We start from the raw sequence: 23,374 nt of genomic DNA, 5'->3' as shown, positions 1-23,374 counted from the left end.
AGCGGTCATGCTCATGAAACGGGCATGACCTCTGAAGAAGAGCCTCATTTTTCTGGGGCCTTTCCTTCGCATTTGTTTGAAACCCAGTCTGAAATTCTTATTGAGGACAAACGCTGGCACTGTCATGTGCCCAGGGTCACAACATTAATACAGCGTGCTGTTGCACAATGTGCTGACACAGGCCATCAGCCAGGAAGTGTCGTACTCTCCTGCGACCGGGTCGTTAAACGCCTGAACGGCATTCACCGGGGTAAACACCGCCCCACCAATGTTCTGACATTTGACCCGCCACCGGGCTTTCCTGGCGGCGACATTATTCTTGCACTTGAAACAGTTGTACGTGAAGCACACCGGGCTAAAAAACCTGTCGGGGATCACCTCGCTCATTTAATTATTCACGGCAATCTGCATCTCGCCGGTTATGATCATCATCACCCGGGAGAGGCCCGTACAATGGAAATGCGGGAATCTCTCCTTCTCTCACGCCTTGGCATCTCCAACCCATGGAAGCCGCGTTCATGAACGAGTATGATCCGCAAGCGCAGGATTTTGCACAGACACCTCCCAGGCGCGGGCTGTTTTCTTTTCTGGGGCGCAGAAAAAACTCCCCCGGGTTACGCAGCTCCATCGCTGCTCTTGTACAGCAGGCGGCTGACGAGTCAGAAAAAAACGGAACAGATGGTGAGCAACCCGAGCTAGACCGTCAGGAACGTGCATTAATTGCCAATATTCTGCGTTTGCGTACGATTTCAGCTGATGATGTCATGGTGCCCCGGCCTGACATCATAGCCATGCCGGTCTCGGTCAGCCTTGATGAGGCACTGAGCATGATGCGCCGTGAAAATCACTCACGCATGCCGGTTTACCGTGAACAGCTCGATAATATTATCGGCATGATTCACGTTAAGGATCTGATCGCTTATGTCGGCACCAGCGAAGCTTTTAACCTTGAGGCCCTGCTGCGCCAGCCTCTTATGATTGCACCGCAAATTCGTGTGCTTGACCTGATGCTGCAAATGCGCCAGCGTCAGACACATATGGCGCTGGTTATTGACGAATATGGCGGAATAGACGGCCTGGTGACGATCGAAGATCTGATTGAAACTATTGTTGGCGATATCTCAGACGAACATGATGAGCCCGCCGTGACCATGATCACTGAGCGGCCTGACGGAACCTTTGATGTGGACGCACGCTGCCCTGTTGGTGAGTTTGAAGAAAAAATAGGCGCTATTCTGACCCCTTCAGAGCGTGAAGCTGAAATTGAAACCCTTGGCGGTCTGGTCTTTCGTCTTGCAGGGCATGTGCCGATCAGGGGTGAAGTACTCACTCATGAAAACGGGTTTATCTTCAGAGTACTTGACGCAGATGCAAGACATATCCGCCGGGTTCGTGTACGTAAAATACCAGAGACTGACACGACTGTAACAGATAACAAGACTCAGGAAGCCTCATAAAACCAGGTAGCTGACACCATGATGTTGTTATATGATACGTAACAACATCGCCTGATTTTTGACGAAGAAGGATTGTCCATGCTTTTTTCCCGCCGCTCTCTTCTGGTCACCACGACCACAGCACTTCTCACCGGGGCAGCCAGCCGCGCTGCACTGGCACAGAGCAGTGCAGCAAACTCTGCGGGAACAGATACACGCTTCACCCCACGCACACTGGGCAACCCGAACGCAAAAGCTGTTGTTGAAGAATGGTTCTCTCTCACCTGCATTCACTGTGCAGGCTTTGCACAGGAGACACTGCCTGAGGTTAAAAAAAATCTGATCGACACAGGCAAAGTCTTTTATATTTTCCATGACTTTCCAACCGATCAGCTGGCGACTGTTGCCGCTATGGTTGCACGCTCCCTCCCCCCGGAGCGGTATGAGCCTTTTGTCAACTCTCTGCTCTCCAACCTGGATCGCTGGGCTTATGTAAAAGACAGCAGCCCTATTGATGCCCTGCAAAAAATGGCCGCTTTTGCAGGCATGTCAGGTGACACTTTCCAGAAAGTTCTCAACGATCAGCAGCTGATGCAGTTTATTATGAATGAACAGTCAGATGCTGAAGCAAAATACCAGATCAACGCGACCCCCTCTTTCCGCTTTAATAAGAAAGAAGTTGTTTCCAGCGAGCTCTCCTATGCAGATTTCGTCAAACATCTTGATGAATCTGAACAGGGTGAAGCTGCTTCACACTAACATAGCCTCTCTCTGTGGCTGCGCGCTTCACACGCCTGCATATTGCAGGCTTTAAAAGCTTTGCTGACCCGGTCAGCGTAGATATTCTGCCCGGCCTCACAGGCATTGTCGGGCCGAATGGCTGCGGCAAGTCGAACGTGGTCGAAGCGTTGCGATGGGTCATGGGAGAATCCTCAGCACGCTCACTCCGTGGGGGTGAGCTTGATGATCTGATTTTTGCCGGCACCACCAGTCGCCCTGCCCGCTCGTTTGCTGAAGTCACTGTCACACTCGAAGGTGTCGAAAGCCCCGGCCTGCCTTTACTGACAGGACAGACTGAGGTGCAGATTACCCGCAGAGCCGAGCGTGGTGCGGGCAGCGAATATCGCATTAACGGCAAAACTGCCCGTGCACGTGACGTACAAATTCTGTTTGCCGATATTGCTTCAGGTGCACGCTCATCAGCAATGGTCAGCCAGGGGCGTGTTGCCCGCCTTGTCAGCGCCAAACCTGAAGAACGCCGTGTATTGCTTGAAGAAGCAGCCGGCATTACCGGCCTGCATGCCCGCCGTCATGAAGCAGAACTAAAACTCAGAGCCACAGAGAATAATCTCCTGCGCGCAGAAGATCTCTGTCAGCAATTATCATCCCGCCTTGAAAATCTGTCAGGCCAGTGTGAGGAAGCAACGCGCTACCGGGAAATTTCAGCTCATTTACGCAAAGCTGAAACCGATCTTCTCACTGTCACCTATGCGCGCGCGCATAATATAGCAGAAAATGCCAGAACGGCTGTCAGCAAAGCACGCTTTGCCCTGACCCGACAGCAGGAAGTAACTGAAACCGCTGTTCTGACAGAATATGAACTTACCCAGCGCCTGCCAGCATTGCGTGCTGAGGTCGATACGACCCGCACAGCCCTTGAACGCTGCCGCGTTATGGCTGAAAGCATAACCCGCGAGAAAGAGAAGGCCACAGCGCAGGCACAGGCCTCTGCCGGACGCCTGCATCAGCAACAGGCTGATGCAGATGCAGCCCGTGTCAGAGCTGAAGATGCCGCAACAACGCTTACACAGCTGATTGCAGAACAAAAAGCGGCTGAAATCTCTCTGAGCACTCTGCCGGGTCGGATCACTGAGACCGAGAATGCTTACCACACACAAACGCACCGTCTGAGTGAAACTGAGCAGACTCTCTCAGCTCTTAATGATACGCTCTACAAAGCTGGTCTGAACCGTGACCGTGCTCAGGAGCAGCTTGAACAAAGCCAGGTACAGCATAACCGCAATACTGAAGCGTTCAGCAGAGTTCAGGCTGAGACCCTGTCTGTAAAAAATGACCTCCCCTCTGAAGAGGCACTGACAGAAGCCAAAAGCCGTATAACGCACTGCGCAACAGAGCGTGACAATGCAAGACACACCCTCAGGCAGGCTGAATCTTCACGTTCTGACGCTCAGCTCGCTTTGTCTATTGCACAAAACAATGCAGAAAATGCCCGTAAAACACAGCAGGAAACGCTGGCAGCTCTGGCGCGCGCGCGCGCAGGCCTGAACACACTTGTTCAGAATTATACCAGGCTTGAACATAATTATACCAGCACACAAAAAAGCCTGCTCTCTCAGGATGTGCTTGAGGCCCTCCGCACTGAAGCAGCCTCAGCCACACATGCGCATCAGACGGCACAAAACACAGCCGAAACCTGTCAGCAAAGCAGGCAGCAGACTACAGATGCTCTCACCGAAGCCAGCCGTATCGCGCAGACAAACACACTACAGCACAAAACAGCACAGGATGCTTGCCTTACCGCCGAAGCTACCCTGCTTCAGGCAAGGCAGGAAGAAACTGCCTTACGCCATAAATCAGAACAAACCCGGCGCACCGTCATTGCAGATGAAGTGCTCAATGATATCAGGCAAAAACGCAGTACTCTTGAAACAGAACTGACAACCCTTTCAGAGACATTAAAAGAACGCGAGGCCGCACACTCCACGCTCAGCGCGACACAACGTAGCGCCACAGCACAGCGTGACGCCTTACGGGCTGAGCTTTCACGTCTGCAGGCGCAGGCGGAAGGTCTGACGCAGCCTGCTGATCAGGATTATGCCGCCACGCATGAGCCTGTCTCTGAACTGATGACCATCCCGGAAGCTTATGAGCAGGCTCTGGCTGCTGCTCTGGCAAAAGGCCTTGATGCCCCTCTTGCCGGTGATACGCCTCAGGGCTGGCGTGCACATAAAACACACAGGTCAGCGCCGGCTTTGCCCGCAAATGTGACCGCTCTGGCAGATTATATCAAAGCACCGGATGTTATTGAAACACTGCTCAGCTTTATTGGGCTCGTCGCTGATACACAAACCGGCGATGCTCTTCAGGGACAATTACTACCCGGACAATGCCTGGTATCTCTGCAGGGCGACCTCTGGCGATGGGACGGGTTCTATACAAGGGCAGACAAGCAGAATCAGGCTGCCCGTCACCTTATCCGTCAGCGCGTTCTTAAAGAAACCGAACAGCGTATCGGTGAAATAAAACAAGAGCTTGAAACTGCCGAACACACACTTACAACCGCCCTCGAAGCTCTGCATGCGCATGAGCAGCAGGTTGCAGCTTTCCAGACCCGTCGTGCAGCAACAGAACAGGCCCTGCAACTGGCCCGAACACAGGAAGCAACGACCGAGCGGGCCTATATCAGTGCACAGACACAGCTTGAACTGCTCACTACACAGCTGAATGCTGCTGTGCAGACACGTGAAGCCGCAGAGGCACTGCTATCTGACAAGAAAAATGCTGAACAAGCCCTGCCGTCGCCTGAAGCAGCACAGCAGGCCCTGCAAGACGCACAGCAGCGTAATCAGACCGCGCAGGAAGCAGAACAGGCAGCACGGCGTGCCCTTCAGACTGCGGAAGAAAAGCGACGTACTACGACAGCAGCACTCACCCTCAAAGAAAACCAGCACTCAGCAGCTCTGGCACGCCTTGAAAGCATGCAGCCTGAAACTGAGCGGTTAAAGCAGGCAGTGGCTGCAGAAACAGCGCGTGTGAAAGAGCTGGAAGATCAGAGCGCATCCACCAGTAACCTCTCGTTCTTTGAAGAGGCTTTTAGCACGGCACAACAACAATGCACTGAAACCGAGGCTGCATTTCAGGCTGCACGACACGCGGCAACCAATGCTGAAACGGCTTATGAAAATGCCGTAGCGGCCGGCCAGCAACTTGAACAAAGGGCCATAGCCCTCCGTTCAAAACTTGAAACCCTGCGGGCACAGCACACTCCTCTACAGGCAGAAACTGAAAAAAGTACATATCAGCTTGAAGCTGCACAAAAAGCACTGAATGAAGCGGTTACTGCTATTCCCTCCTCTGCTGCAGATAATGTGACCGCGCTGCAGCAGCTCAAAGCACACCTTCTTACTGAAACCGAACAATTACGCGAAACCCGTACTGCTTTGCAGGTTGAGCAGACTACCCTCACCAGCCGTCAGAGCACACTTGCTGTCTCGATAGAAGACTGGCGAACACGGGCAGACACAACACAAACCGAGCTGGAACAGTGCGCCGAACGACTCAAACTGGCACAGCAGGAATATCAGGACGCTGCCGAGCTTCCGGCTGAGACGGAAAGACAGGAACAAAAACTCATCGCTGAACGCGACAGGGCAGAGGCATTATTCACACAGGCGCAGGGGTATTGTGAGCGTGCTGAGAAGGGGCTTGCTGAGGCTGCTACCCTCCGCCGTCAGTCTGAGGCTGCTCTTGCAGAACATCGTGAAGCCTTACTTAAAGCTGAGGCGAAGAACGAGCAGGCACAGGCTGCTATTGCCGCACTGCCTGCTGAGCGCCCTCCCTCCACTACTACGCTGGCCAGAGAAGACCTCACCGAAGCAGCTGAAACGGCATTGCGCCGTAAAATAGCACGACTGACCCGTGAGCGTGAGGATATGGGGCCGGTCAATTTACGTGCAGAGCTGGAAACTGAGGAAATATCAACACAGCTTGAAACACTCACGACCGAAATTTCAGACCTGAGGTCAGCAATAGCAAGCCTCAGAGGTTCAATAGGCTCGCTCAATAAAACCGGCCGAGAGCGCCTTCTGGCTACCTTTGCGCAGATTGATCAGCATTTTCAGGCTTTATTCTCCCGCATGTTCGAAGGAGGAAAAGCGCATCTTGGCTTTGTTGGCAGTGATGACCCGCTTGAATCAGGGCTGGAGATTTATGCGCAGCCTCCGGGCAAAAAGCTCTCAACTCTGTCTCTGCTTTCAGGCGGAGAACAGGCGTTAACCGCGCTCTCACTGGTTTTTGCAGTTTTTCGCTGTAACCCCGCACCGCTTTGCGTGCTCGATGAGGTCGATGCCCCGCTTGATGATGCGAATGTTGAACGCTTCAGCCGGTTAATGGGAGATATGGTAACTGAAGCGCAAACACGCTTTCTCGTCGTTACACATCACCAGCTGACGATGGCCCATATGGACCATCTTTTTGGTGTCACCATGCAGGAGCGAGGGGTCAGCCGGGTGCTCTCAGTTGACCTGACCCAGCTTATACAGCAACAGTCAGCATAGCTGTTATAAAAGCAAAGGCGGCATAAACCGCCCTGCCTTTACATCCTTCAGTCAGAGTTTCATTGTGCCGTTATCAATAAAGCGCTGATGCCATGACAGAGCTTCTTTCAGCAAGTGTGGTGTGTGCTTGCCGAAAGATTCTTTGAGAGAGCGATCGAAATAATCCTGAAGCATTGGCTTATAATCAGGGTGAGCACATTTCGAAATAATTGTGCGTGCACGATTAACAGGTGACATGCCACGCAGGTCAGCAAGGCCCTGCTCTGTTACAAAAATCTGCGTATCCTGCATGATATGATCAACATGCGCTGCCATAGGCACGATAGCAGAAATTGAACCGCCTTTAGCCGTAGAAGGTGACAGGAAGATGGACAGGTAAGCATTACGGGCAAAATCGCCTGAGCCGCCGATACCGTTCATCATTTTTGAACCCATAACGCGCGTTGAGTTCACGTTACCGTAAATATCAGCTTCAATCATACCGTTCATAGCAATACAGCCAAGACGGCGGATAACACCAACATTGTTGCTGATATCCTGCTGACGCAAAATGAGTTTCTTTTTAAAGAAATCCATCCGGTTATTAATTTCAGTCGCAGCTTCCGGGCTCAGCGAGAACGATGTCGCTGAGGCAATACGCATACGGCCGGAATCCAGCATAGACAGCATGCCGTCCTGGATCACTTCGCTGTAGCCGATCAGGTTTTCAAACGGGCCTTCGTTCAGGCCGTCAAGCACCGCATTGGCAACGTTACCAACGCCTGACTGCAATGGCAGGAGTGAAGGAGGCAAACGCCCGGTTTTTACCTCATGCTGAAAAAATTCAAGCAAATGCCCTGCAATCGCCTTAGCTGCGGCATCCGGGGCTGCAAAAGGAGCATTACGGTCAGAATCATTTGTTCTGACAATAGCAGCAACTTTAGAGGGGTCGAGCCGCAGTGACAAACCACCGATCCGGTCATCTGCCCGGCGCAGCGGAATAATATCACGCCCTGGCGCACCACTGACATTGCCATCCCAGATATCATGAATGCCCTCAAGCTCTGCATTCTGCCATTCATTCACTTCGATGATGACTTTATCAGCAAGATCGAGAAAGGTCTGAGAGTTACCAACTGACGAGGTTGGCACAATGCCACCGTCTTCGGTGATGGCCGTTGCCTCAACCACTGCAATATCAAACTTACCGTAATTTCCCTGCTCAGCCCGGGCTGCTACCTGACCAAGATGGTTATCAAAATAGTCTGTTTCATTTGCATTAATACGGTTACGCATTCCCGCATCTGTATTAAACGGTGAACGGAAAGACACACCGTTTACTTTTGCCAGCTCACCATCAAGCTGCGGGCCTGTTGATGCACCTGTAATCAGGCTGATACGATATTCGTCGCCTTTTGCCTGAGCTTCCGCCATACGTTTAGCCAGAGCGCCCGGAACACTCTTAGGGTACCCTGCGCCGGTAAAACCACTTGTGCCAACAACATGACCATGACGGATCAGGGCTGCGGCATCTTCAGCCGAACAAACTTTACTGCGCAGTGATACGTTACGAATGCGCTCTTTCATGAGAGAACTTCCTGTTTTTCTACTTTTATGTTTTTCAGCACGACATCTTACAACGCCGTAATTTAAGCTAGTTTAGGCAGAAAACGCCCTCTCTGACTTTTCACATGCTTGTGCATCAGGCAATTATGTACAAAATGTGTTCTCTCTTTTTATGCAGCCGTAGCCAGAGCCCACTGTAAGACTGATAAAGCGGATAAATGTTAATGCCCCGAGGTTTTTATATTGACGGAAAAGTGAACCCTGCACTTAAAAAAGGACTCCGCATTATCGGTGATGTACACGGGGATTTTGAAGCTTTCCGTCACGCAGTTTCAACTGATCGCTATATTATTCAGCTCGGAGACCTCATTGACTACGGCCCGGGAAGTGCCGGTGTGCTGCGCGTCATGATGGACATTATTGATAAAGGAAAAGGTTTTTTTCTGATCGGCAACCATGACCGTAAGCTGGGCCGTGCGCTTATGGGGCGTAAGCTACGTTCTGATCCACCTTTAGAAAAAACTCTCGCTCAGCTGAACCGCCCCGAAAACGAAGATGTCCTCGACCGTATCCTGCCCTATCTGGAAGACGCACCGGCATGGGCCGTTCTGGGGCAAAAAGCCTTTGTCCATGGTGCGTTCGACCTGCGCATGCTGCTTGAACCACCTCCGCCTGCGCTCGGGCGTGTCACCTTTCTGCTCTCACGGGCATTATTTGGTGAAACCACCAACCGTGTGCAGAAAGACGGATACCCCGAACGATGCCTGAACTGGGTTAACTACATTCCAACCGGCTATACTGTTTATTGCGGTCACGACCAGCGCTCAACTAACGGCTGCCCGCTGACACTGCCTGGCCGGGCTGGCGGGCAGGCCGTTTTTACAGACACCGGTGCCGGCAAAGGCGGCCATCTGGCATGGATTGACCTGCCGGCAGAAGCACTGGAGCTCGAAAACATTCCTTCCTGACAACAATCACGATATACTGCCTCCCTGCCCCTTTTCAAAAAATGAGTTTAGCGTGTCAGATCAGCCCACCCCCGTTGAAGCCCTCCTCACCCTTCGTCACAGCATCGATAATATTGATGCTGCGCTTGTCTCTATGCTGGCTGAGCGTTTTCGCTGCACACAGGCCGTAGGCGCCCTTAAAGCCCGCCACCATATGCCGCCGGCTGACCCTGCGCGTGAAACACGCCAGATTGCCCGTCTGCGCAGGCTGGCTGAAGAAGCGCGTCTGGACCCGGATTTTGCAGAAAAATTCCTGACTTTCATTATCAATGAAGTTATTCGTCACCATGAGGCTATTGCCCGTTCAGAAACTGATAAAACATCAGCGTGACCGCACGACGCCTGATACTGCTCAGACATACTGAAGCAGCTCCGGCACCCTTTGGTGACTTTAGCGAAGCTGCTGACCTTGCCCGCCCTCTGACACAGAGGGGGGAAGAAACGGCACGACGCTGTCACCTCTGGTTGCAGGAACGGATGCCTGTGCCGGATTATATTCTTTGCAGCCCCGCACAACGCACGCGCCAGACACTCTCAGTCGTGGTGCCACAACCTCATAAACCGGTTATCTTCTCAGCACAGCTTTATAATGCCTCATGGCAGTCTTTGCTTCAGAACATTCAGGCCACACCGGATTATGCACAAACTATTCTGCTGGTTGGCCACAACCCTGGCATTTCTGAGCTGGCCCGCATTCTTGCCTCCCGCGACAGCCGAACAGAATGCGACTTCACACCTGGCGCACTTGCCATATTCTCTTTGTGGAAATGCGATAGCTCTCCGGTCTCCCTGGGCTGGTCAGACTGTGATGCACTAAGCCTTTCTCTGGACACATTCTCGCGACCCTGACACCGAAAAACCGCAGTTTTCCGGGAACGCATTCTGCGATAACGACCGCTTTACCGTGAAGCTCCTTTTCGTTTCCTGCAAGATCAGGGAAAGATGATCCGCAAATCTGATCGTGGATCACAGCACGATATTAAAAGCATCAAAGGAACGATTATGAGCGCATCGCAAAACGAAGGTAAGCAGAGAACCGCTACCCTCTCGCTCGACGGTAAAACAGCCGAATTTCCTGTCCTGTCAGGCACCCTGGGCCAGGATGTTATCGACATCCGCACGTTACCTGCGCAGCTTGGCGCATTTACATTTGATCCGGGATATGGGGAAACCGCATCCTGCAACAGCAAAATAACCTTTATTGATGGCGATAAGGGCATTCTCCTTCATCGCGGCTATTCAATTGCTGAGCTGGCCGAGAACGCAACTTTTGAAGAGGTCATTTACCTTCTTCTGAACGGCGAGCTGCCTGACCAGAATGAATATAAAAAATTCACACACACACTGACTAATCACACCCTTCTGCACGAACAGATTCGCAATTTTTTCAACGGGTTCCGTCGTGACGCTCATCCAATGGCAATGCTGTGTGGCACTGTGGGAGCTCTGGCAGCATTCTACCCTGATGCCGGTGACATCGCAATCAAAGCCAACCGCCAGCTGGCTGCAATGCGTTTAATTGCAAAAATTCCGACCATCGCCGCATGGACTTATAAATACAGCCTGGGTGAGGCCCTGATTTACCCTCGTAATGACCTGAATTACGCTGAGAACTTCCTTTCTATGATGTTCACACGTGTATCAGAGCCTTACAAAATCAATCCGGTGCTTGCACGAGCAATGAACCGCATTCTTATCCTTCATGCTGATCATGAACAGAATGCTTCGACCTCAACCGTACGAATGGCTGGTTCAACCGGTGCAAACCCATTTGCCTGCATCTCTGCTGGTATTGCTGCTTTGTGGGGACCCGCACATGGTGGTGCAAACGAAGCTGTGCTGAAAATGCTCGAAAAAATCGGCACTAAAGAGAATATTCCGGCCTTTATCAAACAGGTTAAAGACAAAACCAGCGGCGTTAAGCTTATGGGCTTTGGGCATCGTGTTTATAAAAACTTCGACCCGCGCGCTAAGATTATGCAGAAAACCTGCTACGAAGTGCTTGACGAACTGGGTATTAAAAACGACCCGCTGCTCGACCTGGCCATTGAACTTGAAAAAATTGCGGTCACTGACGAGTATTTCGTTCAGCGTAAACTCTACCCTAACGTTGATTTCTACTCAGGCATTATTCTTAAAGCTATGGGTATTCCAACAAGCATGTTCACTGTGCTCTTCGCTCTTGCCAGAACAACAGGCTGGGTCAGCCAGTGGCTGGAAATGGTTGAAGAACCAGGACAGCGTATCAGTCGCCCTCGCCAGCTTTATACCGGGGCAGCCCCCAGAGCATTTGTTCCATTCAGCGAACGCTGAAAATACTGAAGGCCGGAAATTTTTCCGGCCTTTTTTATATCTGCCCCGTCCTTACAGATATCACGCCAGTAAATACTCAGGCTCAGGCCTCATTCTTCAAGATAGAAGCTGACGGTTGCGACGATATGAATTGCGGACATGAAAGTATGAGCCCAGCGATCGTATCTTGTCGCCACGCATGGCACGCGCCGTGCGCCAGAGGAAAAAACGGCTCAACCCGCTCCATCTGACGTTTAGACAACAAAAATACATCACTCACAGGCTCACCTCCATCGGTAAGCCCGTTGAATCACAACAACTCTCTCACGGCAATAAATTAACAGGTCCTGAGCCTAAGTGGCGCACATTCCATCAGATAATGAGACATAACAAAAAAGGCGCAGAGCCAGCCCTGCACCTGATATAAAATTATTTTTTAAAACTGTTGATACGCTATCAGGGACAGTCGCAGCCGTTGGTCACCCCGTCAGCCTTACGTACAATATGATGATCAATCCACTCTGAAACAAGGCGCCGCGCTTCGTTCAGCGATGCTTCAGGGTGGTGAATACGATACAGAGTGGTGCATGCGTTGAAAGCAGTAAGATCCTGTGTACCAACCTCACGCAGCTCCTGATATGCCGTAATGACGGCCCGTTCGCACTTGCGGGTAATCCGACTCGCTCCGGTAGCCACGACATTTCTCCTAGTTGATAAACATTCTTAACTTTCGCTGATTAAAGGCCAGATTATGGCCAGATGCAAGAGCAAAAATATTACAAACCTTCACGTCTGTTTTACACATCAGTTTTATCTTAATTACCCGTTATGTTTACTGCATAAAAGAACAGAGTGAAAATCAAATTATTTTCTGGCTGAAAAATAAGACCAGAAATGCAATGAAGAATGGATTTTCGCGCTGTCAGCGGCTATGCCAGCATCAGTTTAACTCCTTTTATCGTGTGAGGAAGTGCTCATGACATCACCAGAAAATCTGGCTTCGTCCTATTCTGGCCAGGCCAGCAGCTGGGATCACGATGCCGCTTTGACAACAGCACGTCTGCTTTTAGAAATCAAAGCCGTCAATTTTCGCCCTGAAGACCCTTACACCCTGACGTCTGGCTGGAAGTCACCCGTCTATATCGACTGCCGTCGCATCATTTTCTTCCCTCGCGCCCGTACAAAGATTATGGAGCTGGGTGTTGAAAAAATTGGCCGTCATGTAGGCTATGAAAGCCTGGATGCCGTTGTAGGCGGCGAAACTGCTGGTATTCCCTTTGCTGCATGGATGGCTGATCGCATGCTGCTGCCAATGGCATATGTGCGTAAAAAGCCTAAAGGTTTTGGTCGCAATGCTCAGATCGAAGGTGATGTGCCTGAAAACATGCGCACCCTGCTGGTGGAAGACCTGACGACTGATGGCGGTTCAAAAGTAAAGTTTGCGAATGCCCTGCGTGAAGCGGGTGCTGTCGTTAACCATGCTTTTGTTGTTTTCTACTATGGCGTTTTCCCTGGTGTGCACCGCACCCTTGCTGATATGAATGTTACCCTGCATTCTCTGTGCACCTGGTGGGATGTGCTTGAAGCCTGCTCAACACACCCTTACTTCTCAGAAAGTGCTGCCTCAGAAGTACGTCGCTTCCTTGAAGACCCATGTGCGTGGTCAGCCCGACATGGTGGGGTTGCGACTCTTGAAGAAGCAGCTGCTTATAAAGCCCGTCAGGGATAAAACAGATACTATGAGCCTTACTGCACGTTCAGGGTTACCCCGTATTCTGACTTTCGATTCAGGAATAGGTGGCCTTGGTATCGTGCAGGCCATAAGAGAACTCAGCCCGACTCTGGCCATTGACTATCTGGCAGATACAGCTGTTTTCCCTTATGGCGAACAGGATGATTTATTTTTAACGCAGCGTATTGTTACGCTTATCTCGCAGGCGATCGACAGGCTGAACCCGCATCTTGTGGTTATTGCCTGCAATACCGCCAGCACTCTCGCTCTTGATGCACTGCGCGCAGCGCGACCGGATATGCAGTTTGTCGGCTGCGTGCCCCCCATCAGATGGGCTGCCCGCACAACACAGACCGGTGTTATCGGCCTTGTTGCCACCCGTGCAACGACACGACGCCCTTACCTGGGGCGGCTGCACGCACTTTATGCTCCTGAATGTACTCTCATTGCGCATGCCGCGCCGGGTCTCGCTACTCTGGCAGAGAAAACATTCCGTGGTGATGATGTCTCTGCAGACTCTGTGAGACAGGAAATTGCTGGCTTATTTACACATAAAGACAGTGACCGACTTGATACTATTGGCATTGGCTGCACACATTATACATTCATACTCGACCAGCTAAAAGCCGTTTCACCACCTCACATTACCTGGCTTGACCCTGCCATGGCGGTTGCACGACAGGCCTTAACCCTGCTTCGTGCTGCCCCTCCCCCCACTGACAGGCCTGTACCCGATCAGGCTCCTGCTGCGTGGTTTACAGCCCCGCCACTACAGGCAGATAAACTTCTGCCCCGCCTTACGCATTATGGCTATTCTGACATCAGAGACTGGGTAGATGACGCACCGCATATGTTGCAGGCAGATATAAAAGAATCTGCAAAATAAAAAACACTGACCGAAATATCTCCGGTCAGTGCCTGTTAGTCCTGCAAAAAAATGAACGTAAAAGTCTGTCAGCTTTCGCGGCTGGCTGAGTAACTTGCTGTTTCCGTCAGAAGCGTTTTAAGAGCGCTTTCTTCAAAAACACTCAGAGAAGCCCGCGCCTTCTGGGCATAGTCTTCTGCCTTTCTGAGCGTTGTTGCTATTGCATCAGTCTCTTTAATTAAACGCAAAGCTCTATCAAGGTCTTCAGGCTGCTGCTCAGTCTCTTCAATCACACGGCGCCAGAAAACCCGATCCTCTTCACTGCCGGCTTCATAGGCCGCAAGCACAGGCAGCGTGACCTTACCTTCTCTGAAATCATCACCAACTTCTTTACCCAGCAGAGCCTGGTCTGCTGCATAATCAAGAGCATCATCAACCAGCTGGAACGCCATACCCAGGTTTGCACCATACAGACGCAAGGCCTCACGTTTTTCGGCCGGAACCTCACCAATAACGGCGCCAACCTCACAGGCTGCGGCAAACAGAGCCGCTGTTTTACCATAAATGACCTGAAGGTACTGATCGACCGAGGTAGACAGATCATTCTGGGTGGTCATCTGCATAACCTCCCCCTCTGCCAGCGTAGCAGACGCAGCAGACAGAATAGCCATGACACCGAGAGAGCCATCAGCTGTCAGAATCTGAAAGGCACGCGCAAACAGGAAGTCACCAACCAGAACTGAGGCCTTATTGCCAAAAATAGCATTGGCGCTGGCAAGACCGCGCCTGAGCTGACTTTCATCAACCACATCATCATGCAGCAAAGTCGCAGTATGAATAAACTCTACACATGCTGCAATTTCAACATGCCGTAAATTCTGATCCCCTGCGTCATACCCGCAGAGACGTGCCGAAGCCAGTGTCAGCAAAGGCCGTAAGCGCTTACCGCCTGCCGCGACCAGATGTGCTGCGAGCTGAGGAATCAACGCCACAGAACTCTGCATACGATCAATAATCACCTGATTACATGCCCGCATATCTGCGGCAAGATAATCAGCCAGGGCTTTTAAGCCCGCTTCTCCTGGCTTACTCACTGAAATACTCAATCCATCCTGGCTTTGTGGCCGTGCCGAATTTCGACAGACTAATGATACTATTCAAACGCTACTTCCCCCAGCCAATGGAATAAGTTGACGCACTCTCATATGCGGGGCACCAGAACAGCGTCAAGCTTCAACCGTTTTACAATAAACTGATAATTCTGATCAGAGCCGGGTATGTCTTTTATGTCCTCTCTTTCGTCTGGCACCCTTATGGCCGGAAAAATAGTTTATGACCAGTTTCTTTCCGGCAACCGAACAGGGCTTGAACCAGTCCTTATTGCGGCGGCTGTGCCCGCACGCGCAAAGCAGCGGGTCGCTGAAATAGGCTGCGGCGCAGGTGCAGGCCTGCTCTGCCTGTCTCAGCGCCTGCCTGAGCTGGATTTATGGGGTATTGAAGCAGACGCCCCCTCGATTGAACTGGCCCGCCACAATCTTGCCGCCAATAAGCGCGAGAATGTGACATTATTACAAGCCACTTTCCCTTATGATTTGCCCGGGACACTACCTTTCTGTCGATTTGACCATTGTTTTGCGAATCCGCCATGGCATCCGACCGAAGGTACACCCTCACCTCATGCTCAGCGTGACCTCGCCCGTCGTGCCCTGACTGATACGCTTGAAAGCTGGATCAAAGGCTGCACGCGCCTGCTCAGACATAAAGGCAGCCTGACACTCATTCTGCCGGCCTCTCTTATGAGTCGCGCCTGTACAGCACTGACAGAACACCGCTTTGGTGATGTTACACTTTTTCCGCTCTGGCCAAAAACCGGACGTGAAGCACGCCTCATGCTCATTCAGGGAAGATATGGCGTGAAAGGACCATCACGCATTTTGCCAGGGCTAACCCTGCACACACCCGAAGGCGGCTTTACACCTGAAAGCAGTCGCATTCTCAAAGAGGGAGAGGCTCTGCGCCTCTCACTGCAACAGGTGCAGGCTGCCACCCGGGCGAACCCGGGCAACAGCTAAAGATATTTTATTCAAAAACAGAGGCTTCGAAAGCCTCTTCCCACGTTCCGGTGGTCGAGGCACGACTATATTCCGTTGCCCGGTTTTCGAAGAAGTTCGCATGCTCAACAGCATTGAGCATATCATCAAGCCATGGCAGCGGGTTGTTCTGCGTTTTATAAATTGGCTCAAGACCCAGCTGAATCAGACGACGGTCAGCAATAAAGTGAATGTAACTCTTCACCTGCTGCGCATCGAGCCCCTCAACCGAACCCATTTCGAAAGCAAGATCAATAAACGCTTCTTCATGTTCAACAATTGCACGGCAGATATCATACAGCTCATCACGGAGCTTATCTGTCCAGATTTCCGGATTTTCGTGCACAAAGGTTTTGAACAGTCTGATCGTTGAAAGACAATGCAGTGTTTCATCACGCACCGACCATGAAACGATCTGCCCCATGCCCTTCAGCTTGTTAAAGCGTGGGAAATTAAGCAAAATTGCAAAAGAAGCAAAAAGCTGAAGTCCCTCGGTGAAGGCGCCAAAGGCTGCCAGAGTTTTGGCAATTTCGTGCTTACTATCGACCGAAAAAGCCTGCATATAGTCATATTTATCTTTCATTTCTTTATACTTAAGAAATGCAGAATATTCTGACTCAGGCATACCCAGCGTATCAAGCAGATGGCTGTAAGCCGCTATATGAATGGTCTCAATATTCGAAAATGCTGAGAGCATCATCAGCACTTCAGTCGGCTTAAACACCCGGCTGTAATGCTTCATATAGCAGTTGTTCACTTCAACGTCTGACTGCGTGAAGAAACGGAAAATCTGCGTTACCAGGTGGCGTTCCGTATCATTCAGTACACGATGCCAGTCTTTAACGTCGTCAGCCAGAGGCACCTCTTCAGGCAGCCAGTGCAGACGCTGCTGTGTCAGCCAGGCATCATACGCCCAGGGGTACCGAAAGGGTTTGTAAACTGGATTGGAGGTGAGCAGGTCAAAATGCTCTTCACCATTATTCCCGGTTTTTTCTTCGCTCATGATACGTCCTGAAAAATAAAAACTTAAAAATCAAACAATTACTGACAAGAAAGGCACTCATCATAATCGGTCGGATTAGCAGGAGCCGGTCTTGCTGCATCACGCTGAGCGGCATCAGCAGCCAGCACACTGTCTTTTGTCAGTACATCACTCACTGTATCTGCACGCTGAATAGAAAGCGAACGGCAGTAATACAATGATTTTAAACCTTTTTTCCATGCCAGATGATGAATCTGATGCAGGTCACGCTTATGCACATCAGCCGGCAGGAACAGATTGACAGACTGCGCCTGACAGACAAACGGCTGGCGATCTGCTGCGTGCTCAACAATCCAGCGCTGATCAAGCTCAAACGCTGTTTTATAAACGTCTTTCTCGTCATCACTCAGGAAGTCGAGACCCTGCACACTGCCCTTATTCAGAGTAATATGTGACCAGACCTCATCTGTATCCTTACCTTTAGAGGCGAGTAGTTTCTGCAAATGGCGGTTGCGGACTGTAAATGAACCAGAAAGCGTTTTTTGCAGGAACACGTTAGCCGCAATCGGCTCAATACCAGGGCTCGCATTACCGGCAATGATTGAAATAGATGCCGTTGGCGCAATTGCCATTTTGTTAGAAAAGCGCTCGTGCACACCATATTCTTCTGCGTCCGGGCATGGGCCACGCAGATCAGCCAGTTTGCGGGATGCCGCATCCGCCTGGGTACGGATATGTTTAAATATCTTACGGTTCCAGGATTTTGCAACTACGCTTTCGAACGGGACTTTCTTTTCCTGAAGGAAGGAATGGAAGCCCATAACACCCAGACCAACAGACCGCTCACGCATTGCAGCATAAGCTGCTGTGGACATTTCAGGCGGAGCGCGATCTATAAAGTCCTGCAACACGTTATCAAGGAAGAGCATAACATCTTCAATGAACTGCGGGTTATCATGCCACTGTGCCCAGGTTTCCAGATTGAGCGATGACAGGCAGCAGACAGCCGTACGCTGCTTGCCATGATGGTCGATACCGGTTGGCAGCGTGATTTCTGAGCACAGGTTCGAGGTTTTAACCTCAAGGCCCGCCAGCTTATGGTGTTCAGGACGGGCATTATTCACATGGTCAGAATAAACCACATAAGGCTCACCCTGCTCCATACGAGCTGTCAGAATACGGATCCACAGGCCACGAGCCGAAACGGTACGCACAACCGTACCATCTTTAGGTGAAATCAGGCCCCACTCACTGTCAGTCTCAACAGCACGCATAAAGGCATCTGAGACCAGAATACCATGGTGCAGGTTCAGTGCCTTACGGTTCGGGTCGCCACCTGTGGGTCTGCGAATTTCAACAAATTCTTCAATTTCAGGATGCCAGACAGGCAGATAAACCGCAGCTGAACCACGACGCAGCGAACCCTGGCTGATCGCCAGTGTCAGGCTGTCCATCACCCGGATAAAAGGAATAACGCCTGAGGTTTTGCCGTTACGCCCGACATTTTCACCAATAGAGCGCAGGTTACCCCAGTACGACCCGATGCCACCACCACGGCTGGCCAGCCAGACATTCTCATTCCACAGACCGACAATACCTTCCAGGCTGTCGCTGGCTTCGTTCAGGAAGCATGAAATAGGCAGACCGCGCGAAGTGCCACCATTGGAGAGAACAGGTGTTGCTGGCATAAACCAGTGCTGGCTCATATAATCATAAATACGCTGTGCATGTGCAGCGTCAGCGCCATAATACGAGGCTACACGACCGAACAGATCCTGGTAGCTCTCATCTGGCAGAAGGTAACGGTTATCAAGCGTTGCTTTGCCAAACGGCGTCAGAAGGGCATCACGCGAACGGTCAACACGGACCTGGTGATAGCCCGGGAGCTGAACCATGTCATCGAGCTGTGAGGGAGAGAACATATCACACATCCCGGGCTCGCGTGGCTCAGAACAATAGGTTTTTGCTTCCTGAACGTCGACGAGACTCATGGATCGCTGGCTCCGCTTTAATAGTTAATCACTACGGGTGTATATCAGGGCTTCAAGAGCAACACCACATTTCGTGCTTTTGCTTGATGAAGCCCCCTATATCTAGTGTTTTTTTTACACATTGCCCACGAAAAAAACTTGCATCTCACTTTTGCTGCGGTTTTCAGCGGATTCCTGAAAATTAAAAAAAAGTCACCTCTCTTCTTAGCCCTCCTGAATCAGGCCAGACAATTCCATGCGACGCCGCGTCGTCTCAATTCCCTCCGCAACCAGCAGCGCAGCCTCAAGCGCGCGCCGGCCCGCACGTGCGTCAACCACGACCGGAGCCCCATCCAGGCAGGCCGCAACAAAAGCCTCATGCTCAGCGTGCAGCGAATCACTTTCCTTCCAGGTCATCGATTCTCGTCTGAAGCCCCCTGTGCCAGGTAAAGGCAGGCCACGCTCGCGCCCTATCATCACCAGTTCGCGCTTACCAAAATCAGCTGACAGATAGCCCTCCTGCGAGAACAGGCGCATTCTGCGCTCAGTTTTGAGAGAAATTCTGCTGGCTGTAATCGTTGCGACGCAGCCGTTTTCAAAGCGCACCCGCGCATTAGCGATATCCTCATGATCTGAGCTCACCGCTGCCCCAAGGGCATCAACCTGCGCGATAGGGCTATCGACAATCGCCATCACCAGATCCAGATCATGAATCATCAGGTCAAGAATAACGGATACATCTGTGCCGCGTGGTTTGAAGGGCGCGATACGTGTCGCCTCTATGTAAAGAGGGCGCGTAATACGCTGCGTAATCGCGGCATGCTCAGCGGAATAACGCAGCAAATGCCCGACCTGACAGACCCGACCCGTCTCATCAGAGAGAGCCACAAGCTGGTCAGCCTGTTCAAGAGTAGCCGCAACCGGCTTTTCAACCAGCACATGTTTGCCTGCTCGCAGAGCTTTAACAGCCAGGTCGAAATGAAATTCTGCCGGTGCAGCAATCACCACGGCATCGCACAAAGCAAATAAGGCCTCTGCTGTATCAAACACAGGGCATTGCGCCTCTGAAGCCACCAGGGCAGCACGCTGCGAATCCGGGTCATACACACCAGCCAGCACCTCACGGGCCACACTTCCGACCTTAAGTGCATGATAACGCCCGAAATGTCCGGCTCCGATAACGCCTGTCCGCAATTTTTTCTGCACTTTTCTTCTCCGCCTCAACGGGCGTGCTCTCCTGTATCGCGGCTTTGCAACACCTGCCACGCGCCCTGTCCTGATCTGCCATTCTACTATGGCTTAATTTTACCACCTTATAAAACCACAGCACGGCATTTTGCACACCAGCCTGAGATTTCCCCTGCCTGCACAAAACAGGCAGACGAGACACAGTTCACCATAAAATATATCATAAACGATGGGTTTATGGCTGACGAGTGTTGCATCATCTGGCAGAGAGCGGCATGTTTCGCCAACCCAAACTGACAATTTCAGGTGAGAATGTACTACAGCCGACTTAAGATGGCCCTGGTTTTAGGTGTGTGCCTGGCAGGTCTGCTGCTTTGCCTCCCCAATGGCCTGCGCAAGCCCGTCCCCTCCATCCCCTGGCGCCAGGTCCATCTCGGACTGGACCTTCGCGGTGGCTCCTATCTGCTTATGCAGATCGATCTGAAAAGCCTGACGCACGACCGGTTACAGGCACTGGCCGACAACATGCGTTCAACATTGCTTCAGGCCCAGCTTGGCTACCGCAATATCACCGTCGACACGGACAAAAGCGCAGTTACGTTTACGCCACGTGTGCCCTCAGAAACTGAGGCTGACCTGGCTGTTCTGCGTAAAATGCCTCAGGCCGCCCCACACGAATTTACTGTAACAGCCGGGCCGAACGGCACCATTGCCCTGACACTCTCGCCTGAAGCTATGGAAGCGCGCGCGCGCTCAGCCATTGCCCAGTCGATTGAAATTGTCCGCCGCCGTATCGACGGAACGGGCGCGATTGACCCTGAAATTACGCGCCAGGGTGATGACCGTATTGTAGTAGAGCTGCCTGGCATCAGTGATCCTGAACGGATTAAAAACCTGCTTGGCACAACAGCCAAAATGACCTTCAGGCTGGTTGATGCCAACCCGATGCACGCCTCGGCTCCGCCTCCTGGCGTTACTCTGCTGCCGATGTATGACTCAAACGATAGCACGACTCTGCCGGTCTACGACCACGTGGATGTCGACGGTACGAGCCTGACAAATGCGGCAGCAACAATTGATTCTGACAGCGGTGGCTGGGCGGTTGCTTTCTCACTCGACTCAACCGGGGCTCATGCTTTCTCAGACATCACACGCGCTCACGTTGGCGAACGCTTTGCAATTGTGCTCGACAATAAGGTCGTTGAAGCCGCTGTTATCAGAGGCCCGATAACTGGCGGAAATGGTCAGATTACCGGTGGCTTTAATAAAGACAGCGCTACAAACCTGGCTCTGATGCTTAATGCCGGCGCTCTGCCCGCCCCACTGACCGTTGTTGAACAGCGTACCATTGGCCCGTCACTGGGTGCTGCCTCTATCCGTGCCGGTATGTTTAGCCTGGCAACAGGCTTTGTCCTGGTTATTGTGTTTATGGCACTGTTTTATGGCCGTTTTGGCTGGTATGCCAACATTGCTCTGCTGGCCAACCTGGTGCTGATGATGGCTATTCTCTCGCTGTTTGAAGCCACACTGACCCTGCCAGGAATGGCCGGTATGCTTCTGACCCTGGGCATGGCGGTTGATGCCAATATCCTGATCAATGAACGTATACGTGAAGAGGTGGCGCGGGGCCGCAGCCCTCTCAACGCGATGCAGGTCGGGTTTGAACGGGCTACATCAACTATCGTAGACAGTAATGCGACAGCCCTGCTGGCACACGTCATGCTGTTTGTGTTCGGCACAGGCCCGGTCAAAGGTTTTGCCCTGACAATTACCATCGGTATTGTCACCACCCTGTTTACCACTCTCTTCCTTTCCCGACTGCTTATGGTTCGCTGGTACGCTCTGACGCGCCCGGCAAGCCTGCCGGTCTGAGACGAGGCGCATCATATGTTCGGACGTCCTCTTCTGCGCTTTGTTCGCAAAGACACTCATATCAACTTTATGCGCGGGCGCTTCGCCGGCCTCATTACCTCTGCCGTGTTGTCACTGGCATCACTCGGGCTGTTCTTTTACCCGGGTCTGACCCTGGGGCTCGACTTTCGTGGTGGCATTGTTGTTGAAGCAAAAACCCCGGACAATGCTGACTTTGCCAGGCTGCGCCATGCGCTGGCCAGCTCTGGTGTTGAGCATGCCTCTATTCAGACCTTTGGCAGTGACAAAGATGTTCTGATCAGGCTCGACACAGCAGCAGGTCAGAAAACTGAAGCTGTTGTTGACACTGTTCGCCATGCCATCAATGAAGCCCAGCCCGGCGCAACGGTTATCAGAGCTGATGCTGTAGGGGCATCTGTTTCTGCGGAGCTGTTCCGCAACGGCATTCTGGCTCTGGTACTCAGCCTTGGGATGATTCTGATTTATATCTGGGTTCGCTTTGAGTGGGAGTTTGCGCTGAGTGCGGTTATTACCCTTGTGCTCGACCTGACAAAAACAGTTGGTTTCCTGGTCGTTACCGGATTTGAATTTGACCTGGTTATGGTGGCAGCTATTCTGACCATTCTGGGGTATTCAACGAACGACAAAGTTGTGGTGTATGACCGCGTACGTGAAAACCTGCGCAAATACCGCACAATGCCCCTGAGAGAACTGCTTGACCTTTCTATTAATGAAACGCTCAACCGTACGCTGGGCACATCCTCAACTGTTTTTCTGGCCACACTGCCTCTGGCCCTGTTTGGCGGAGCCACGCTTTCCGGCTTCGCCTGGACCATGCTTTTTGGCATTGTTGTTGGCACATCTTCTTCTATTTTCATTGCAGCCCCTCTTCTCCTGTTTATGGGAGAAAAGCGCCTGAGACGTGGTGCCAGCACGCCATCATAAAAAACGTTGCTCTCAGGTCACGGTACAAGACAAAAAACCCTGTGCCGTGGCCATTTTTATGTAAATATTTTTCATAAATTAACAGCGCTGTCACTCCGTTTCCACTACGGAATAATTGTCATAAAACCTTCTCATTCAACGCGATACAAATAG

19 protein-coding genes are annotated in these 23,374 nt (G+C 51.7%); 13 read left to right on the top strand and 6 right to left on the bottom strand.

Annotation, left to right across the window (positions count from 1 at the left end; translation table 11 throughout):
• Positions 1–24 precede the first annotated feature (24 nt).
• The 4 genes from ybeY (at position 25) to HK11_RS04315 (ending at position 6,733) form a co-directional block, all read left to right on the top strand.
• Complete coding sequence (ybeY, locus tag HK11_RS04330; RefSeq protein ID WP_086554225.1) at positions 25–522, top strand: rRNA maturation RNase YbeY; 498 nt, start codon at positions 25–27, stop codon at positions 520–522.
• Positions 519–1,457 carry a hemolysin family protein gene (locus tag HK11_RS04325; protein WP_086554120.1) on the top strand — a complete coding sequence of 313 codons (939 nt, stop codon included), beginning with the start codon at positions 519–521 and terminating at the stop codon, positions 1,455–1,457. The genes ybeY and HK11_RS04325 overlap by 4 nt, the downstream gene beginning before the upstream one ends.
• A 78-nt stretch (positions 1,458–1,535) precedes the next feature.
• On the top strand, positions 1,536–2,195 hold the full coding sequence (locus HK11_RS04320) for a thioredoxin domain-containing protein (RefSeq protein ID WP_086554119.1): 660 nt from the start codon (positions 1,536–1,538) through the stop codon (positions 2,193–2,195).
• Between the two features lie 14 nt (positions 2,196–2,209).
• Positions 2,210–6,733, top strand: a complete 4,524-nt coding sequence (locus HK11_RS04315; protein WP_086554118.1) for an AAA family ATPase — start codon at positions 2,210–2,212, stop codon at positions 6,731–6,733.
• 51 nt (positions 6,734–6,784) lie between these two features.
• Here the strand turns inward: HK11_RS04315 and HK11_RS04310 are convergent, their stop codons facing one another.
• Positions 6,785–8,299 carry a succinate CoA transferase gene (locus tag HK11_RS04310; protein ID WP_086554117.1) on the bottom strand — a complete coding sequence of 505 codons (1,515 nt, stop codon included), beginning with the start codon at positions 8,297–8,299 and terminating at the stop codon, positions 6,785–6,787.
• 203 nt (positions 8,300–8,502) lie between these two features.
• Here HK11_RS04310 and HK11_RS04305 point away from each other — a divergent pair, with 203 nt between their 5' ends.
• The 4 genes from HK11_RS04305 (at position 8,503) to gltA (ending at position 11,598) form a co-directional block, all read left to right on the top strand.
• Positions 8,503–9,246 carry a metallophosphoesterase gene (locus tag HK11_RS04305; protein WP_086554116.1) on the top strand — a complete coding sequence of 248 codons (744 nt, stop codon included), beginning with the start codon at positions 8,503–8,505 and terminating at the stop codon, positions 9,244–9,246.
• Positions 9,247–9,298: 52 nt separating this feature from the next.
• A complete protein-coding gene (locus HK11_RS04300) occupies positions 9,299–9,616 on the top strand; it encodes a chorismate mutase (RefSeq protein ID WP_086554115.1) in 318 nt (105 codons plus the stop codon).
• A complete protein-coding gene (locus tag HK11_RS04295) occupies positions 9,613–10,134 on the top strand; it encodes a histidine phosphatase family protein (protein ID WP_086554114.1) in 522 nt (173 codons plus the stop codon). The genes HK11_RS04300 and HK11_RS04295 overlap by 4 nt, the downstream gene beginning before the upstream one ends.
• Positions 10,135–10,287: 153 nt before the next feature.
• Positions 10,288–11,598: a citrate synthase gene (gene gltA / locus HK11_RS04290; RefSeq protein WP_086554224.1), complete on the top strand. Its 1,311-nt coding sequence runs from the start codon at positions 10,288–10,290 to the stop codon at positions 11,596–11,598.
• 435 nt (positions 11,599–12,033) lie between these two features.
• Here the strand turns inward: gltA and HK11_RS04285 are convergent, their stop codons facing one another.
• The gene (locus tag HK11_RS04285) at positions 12,034–12,273 is read right to left on the bottom strand and encodes a hypothetical protein (RefSeq protein ID WP_086554113.1); all 240 of its coding nucleotides are present in this window, start codon (positions 12,271–12,273) and stop codon (positions 12,034–12,036) included.
• 280 nt (positions 12,274–12,553) lie between these two features.
• Here HK11_RS04285 and HK11_RS04280 point away from each other — a divergent pair, with 280 nt between their 5' ends.
• The gene (locus tag HK11_RS04280) at positions 12,554–13,306 is read left to right on the top strand and encodes an orotate phosphoribosyltransferase (RefSeq protein WP_086554112.1); all 753 of its coding nucleotides are present in this window, start codon (positions 12,554–12,556) and stop codon (positions 13,304–13,306) included.
• 10 nt (positions 13,307–13,316) lie between these two features.
• Positions 13,317–14,195: a glutamate racemase gene (locus HK11_RS04275; protein WP_086554111.1), complete on the top strand. Its 879-nt coding sequence runs from the start codon at positions 13,317–13,319 to the stop codon at positions 14,193–14,195.
• A 68-nt stretch (positions 14,196–14,263) separates the two neighbouring features.
• Here HK11_RS04275 and HK11_RS04270 read toward each other — a convergent pair whose 3' ends face one another.
• A complete protein-coding gene (locus tag HK11_RS04270; protein WP_086554223.1) occupies positions 14,264–15,211 on the bottom strand; it encodes a polyprenyl synthetase family protein in 948 nt (315 codons plus the stop codon).
• A 249-nt stretch (positions 15,212–15,460) separates the two neighbouring features.
• Between HK11_RS04270 and HK11_RS04265 the strand changes: the two genes are divergently transcribed.
• A complete protein-coding gene (locus HK11_RS04265; RefSeq protein WP_233127783.1) occupies positions 15,461–16,246 on the top strand; it encodes a tRNA1(Val) (adenine(37)-N6)-methyltransferase in 786 nt (261 codons plus the stop codon).
• Positions 16,247–16,253: 7 nt separating this feature from the next.
• Here HK11_RS04265 and HK11_RS04260 read toward each other — a convergent pair whose 3' ends face one another.
• The 3 genes from HK11_RS04260 to HK11_RS04250 all read right to left on the bottom strand — a co-directional run bounded on the left by HK11_RS04260 (position 16,254) and on the right by HK11_RS04250 (position 20,422).
• The gene (locus HK11_RS04260) at positions 16,254–17,267 is read right to left on the bottom strand and encodes a ribonucleotide-diphosphate reductase subunit beta (RefSeq protein ID WP_086554109.1); all 1,014 of its coding nucleotides are present in this window, start codon (positions 17,265–17,267) and stop codon (positions 16,254–16,256) included.
• A 38-nt stretch (positions 17,268–17,305) separates the two neighbouring features.
• The gene (locus HK11_RS04255) at positions 17,306–19,177 is read right to left on the bottom strand and encodes a ribonucleoside-diphosphate reductase subunit alpha (RefSeq protein ID WP_369822917.1); all 1,872 of its coding nucleotides are present in this window, start codon (positions 19,175–19,177) and stop codon (positions 17,306–17,308) included.
• Positions 19,178–19,441: 264 nt separating this feature from the next.
• The gene (locus HK11_RS04250) at positions 19,442–20,422 is read right to left on the bottom strand and encodes a Gfo/Idh/MocA family protein (RefSeq protein WP_086554107.1); all 981 of its coding nucleotides are present in this window, start codon (positions 20,420–20,422) and stop codon (positions 19,442–19,444) included.
• Positions 20,423–20,710: 288 nt separating this feature from the next.
• Here HK11_RS04250 and secD point away from each other — a divergent pair, with 288 nt between their 5' ends.
• Positions 20,711–22,276: a protein translocase subunit SecD gene (gene secD / locus HK11_RS04245; RefSeq protein ID WP_198943220.1), complete on the top strand. Its 1,566-nt coding sequence runs from the start codon at positions 20,711–20,713 to the stop codon at positions 22,274–22,276.
• A gap of 15 nt (positions 22,277–22,291) precedes the next feature.
• A complete protein-coding gene (gene secF, locus HK11_RS04240; protein WP_086554105.1) occupies positions 22,292–23,221 on the top strand; it encodes a protein translocase subunit SecF in 930 nt (309 codons plus the stop codon).
• The last annotated feature ends 153 nt before the right edge of the window (positions 23,222–23,374 follow it).

It is taken from the genome of Acetobacter sp. DmW_043, assembly GCF_002153485.1.
Taxonomy (GTDB): Bacteria; Pseudomonadota; Alphaproteobacteria; order Acetobacterales; family Acetobacteraceae; genus Acetobacter; species Acetobacter thailandicus.
The sequence above is the reverse complement of the archived record's forward strand: the minus strand, read 5'-3'. Positions and strand labels throughout refer to the sequence as shown.